The sequence below is a fragment of the Micromonospora sp. NPDC005215 genome (assembly GCF_040607915.1).
GTDB lineage: Bacteria > Actinomycetota > Actinomycetes > Mycobacteriales > Micromonosporaceae > Micromonospora.
This window is the reverse complement of sequence record NZ_JBEXHQ010000114.1, coordinates 1-2,371: the sequence shown is the minus strand read 5'-3', so window position 1 is coordinate 2,371 and position 2,371 is coordinate 1. Positions and strand designations below refer to the sequence as shown.

The window sequence follows — 2,371 nt, the reverse complement described above, 5'->3', positions numbered from 1 at the left end:
GGACGCGTTCGTCACCGAGGAGATCGCGCTCGACCAGGTCGAGACCGCCTTCGACCGGATGCACCACGGCGACGTGCTCCGCTCGGTGGTGGTGTTCTGATGACCGCCCGGGTCGACCACGCGGTCACCGCCGGCACGTTCTCCCTGGACGGGCAGACGTTCGACGTGGACAACAACGTCTGGGTGATCGGCGACGACAGCGAGTGTGTCGTCCTGGACGCGCCGCACGACGTGACCGCGATCCTCGCCCTGGTGGGTGATCGGCGGGTCCGGGCGATCCTGGCCACGCACGCCCACGACGACCACGTTCGGGTGGCGCCGGAGCTGGCGGAGGCCACCGGCGCGCCGGTGCTGCTGCACGCCGCCGACCGGGTCCTCTGGGACATGGTCCACCCGCACCTGCCGCCGCACGGCGAGCTGCACGACGGGCAGGGCATCGAGGTGGCCGGCACCACGCTGCGGGTGCTGCACACCCCGGGGCACAGCCCCGGCGCGTGCAGCTTCCACGCCCCGGACCTGGGCGTGGTGTTCAGCGGGGACACACTTTTCAACGGTGGCCCGGGCGCGACGGGTCGCTCGTACAGCGACTTCGACACCATCGTCCGGTCGATCCGGACCCGGCTGCTCACCCTGCCGGCGGAGACGGTCGTGCACACCGGCCACGGTGACGACACGACGATCGGCGCGGAGGCGCCCCATCTGGAGGAGTGGTTGGCCCGCGGCCACTGAGCCCTGCCGGCGCGCTGGTGTGTGGTCGGCGGGCTCAGCGCTCGTCGACCGCGCCCAGCACCGGCTTGACGTCCAGGACGGGTGTCCCGTCGAGGGCCTCCAGGTCGGCCACCTGGACACGCAGGCCGTCCACCGCCAGCACCCGCACCCGGTGCAGCCCGATCGGGTTGGGTCGGTGCGGGGAGCGGGTGCTGAACACGCCGGTCTCCGGCCGGCTCTCGTCGCCCCGCGGGTGCACCGCCAGCACGTCACGCCGGGCGCGGTCCAACCAGGTCAGCACCAGCAGCTCCGCGCCGACGCGCAGGTCGCGCAGCGCCGGTGCGACCTGCGCGTCGAAGAGCAGCCAGGCGTCCGGTGAGCCCTCGTCGCCCTGCCGTGGGGCGCTCGCCAGGTCGGCCAACGGCGAGGCGACCCGCCCGACCGGGCGCAGCAGGTACGCGTCGCCAGCGGGCACCTCGACCATGTCGTTCCCTTCCGGACGGTTCGGCCCAGCGGCTGTAGACCCAGGGCGCGCTGCGACGTCCCGTAACTGTCGCGTCGATTGAAGCAGAGCAGAGGCTCCTGCGTGTTCCGCAGTTGCACCCGCTGTCACAGACGTCCGGCGTCGTCACGCCTGGGCCGGCCTGTCCGATTCTGCGAGCGTGACCGGGACCGCACTTCGCCGGGCTCGGGCATTTCCGGAATGCCCGACACGTGAACCCGGTTGTGTCCCCCGTACCGCCGGAGTCCAAACCCCTTCCCGCGGTCAACTCCCGAGGAGTGTTCACCCCGGAGCGCTCCGCACGATCGAGAGGGCAACCATCGTGAAGGCCGACTTCACTCGATGGCTCCCCGCCATCGCCAAGGACTCGTACCGCAAGACCGCGCTCAGCGTGGTGGGTGTGGCCGCCCTCGGCGGTCTGGCACTCGCGCCGACCGCGGCGGCCGCCCCGGTCACCTCCGGACCCCACCAGGGTGCCGTGGCCGCCATCGACCTGGCCACCGGTAAGGCCACCGGCAAGGCCGCCACCTCGGCGCGCCAGGAGGACCAGCCCGTCGAGTCGGGGCTGACCACCGGCTCCGCCACCGGCAAGCCGCCGGCCGGTAAGCCCAGCCGCGACCAGCTGATCCCGCACGGCGTCGAAGGCGCACAGTCGCGCATCCCGCTCGACGACGCGCAGTTGGCCAACGCGCGGGCGATCGTCGACGCCGCCAAGAAGACCGGCGTCGGTGACCGGGGCGCCGTGATCGGCGTCGCCACCTCGCTGCAGGAGTCGAAGCTCTACAACCTCGGCCACCTCGGCGCGTACAACGACCACGACTCGCAGGGGCTGTTCCAGCAGCGCCCGTCGTCCGGTTGGGGCACGCCCGACCAGATCACCGACCCGGAGTACGCCGCCTCGGCGTTCTTCAGCGCACTCAAGAACATCGGCGGCTGGCAGGACCTGCCGCTGACCGCCGCCGCGCAGACCGTCCAGGTCTCCGCCTTCCCCTACGCGTACGCGCAGTGGGAGGAGCAGGCGGCGGACATCGTCCAGCAGATGTGGTGACACCCGCACAACCGCCGGTCGGCGGACTTGTTGTACTCGTCGCTCAGGTTCGACATCTCCTGCTGAACCTTCTCGGCGGCACTGCTGACCGTCTCTGTCGCGCCGATGGAGTG

The 2,371-nt window shown here is 71.7% G+C and carries 3 protein-coding genes; 2 read left to right on the top strand and 1 reads right to left on the bottom strand.

The window, feature by feature from the left end; all coding sequences use genetic code 11:
- Positions 1-99 precede the first annotated feature (99 nt).
- A complete protein-coding gene (locus tag ABZU25_RS34425; RefSeq protein ID WP_355033540.1) occupies positions 100-729 on the top strand; it encodes an MBL fold metallo-hydrolase in 630 nt (209 codons plus the stop codon).
- Positions 730-763: 34 nt separating this feature from the next.
- Here ABZU25_RS34425 and tsaA read toward each other — a convergent pair whose 3' ends face one another.
- Positions 764-1,192, bottom strand: coding sequence for a tRNA (N6-threonylcarbamoyladenosine(37)-N6)-methyltransferase TrmO (gene tsaA, locus ABZU25_RS34420; RefSeq protein WP_355033539.1), 429 nt, complete (start codon positions 1,190-1,192; stop codon positions 764-766).
- Between the two features lie 340 nt (positions 1,193-1,532).
- On the opposite strand from tsaA, the gene ABZU25_RS34415 reads away from it, so the two are divergent.
- Positions 1,533-2,258 (top strand): hypothetical protein, encoded by a 726-nt coding sequence (locus ABZU25_RS34415; RefSeq protein WP_355033538.1) that lies wholly within the window; start codon positions 1,533-1,535, stop codon positions 2,256-2,258.
- Positions 2,259-2,371: the final 113 nt, after the last annotated feature.

What these genes read in the sequence shown, in the direction of transcription:
- ABZU25_RS34425 (WP_355033540.1), top strand. Translation starts at nt 100, where the DNA reads ATGACCGCCCGGGTCGACCACGCGGTCACCGCCGGCACGTTCTCCCTG.
- tsaA (WP_355033539.1), bottom strand. Translation starts at nt 1,192, where the DNA reads ATGGTCGAGGTGCCCGCTGGCGACGCGTACCTGCTGCGCCCGGTCGGG.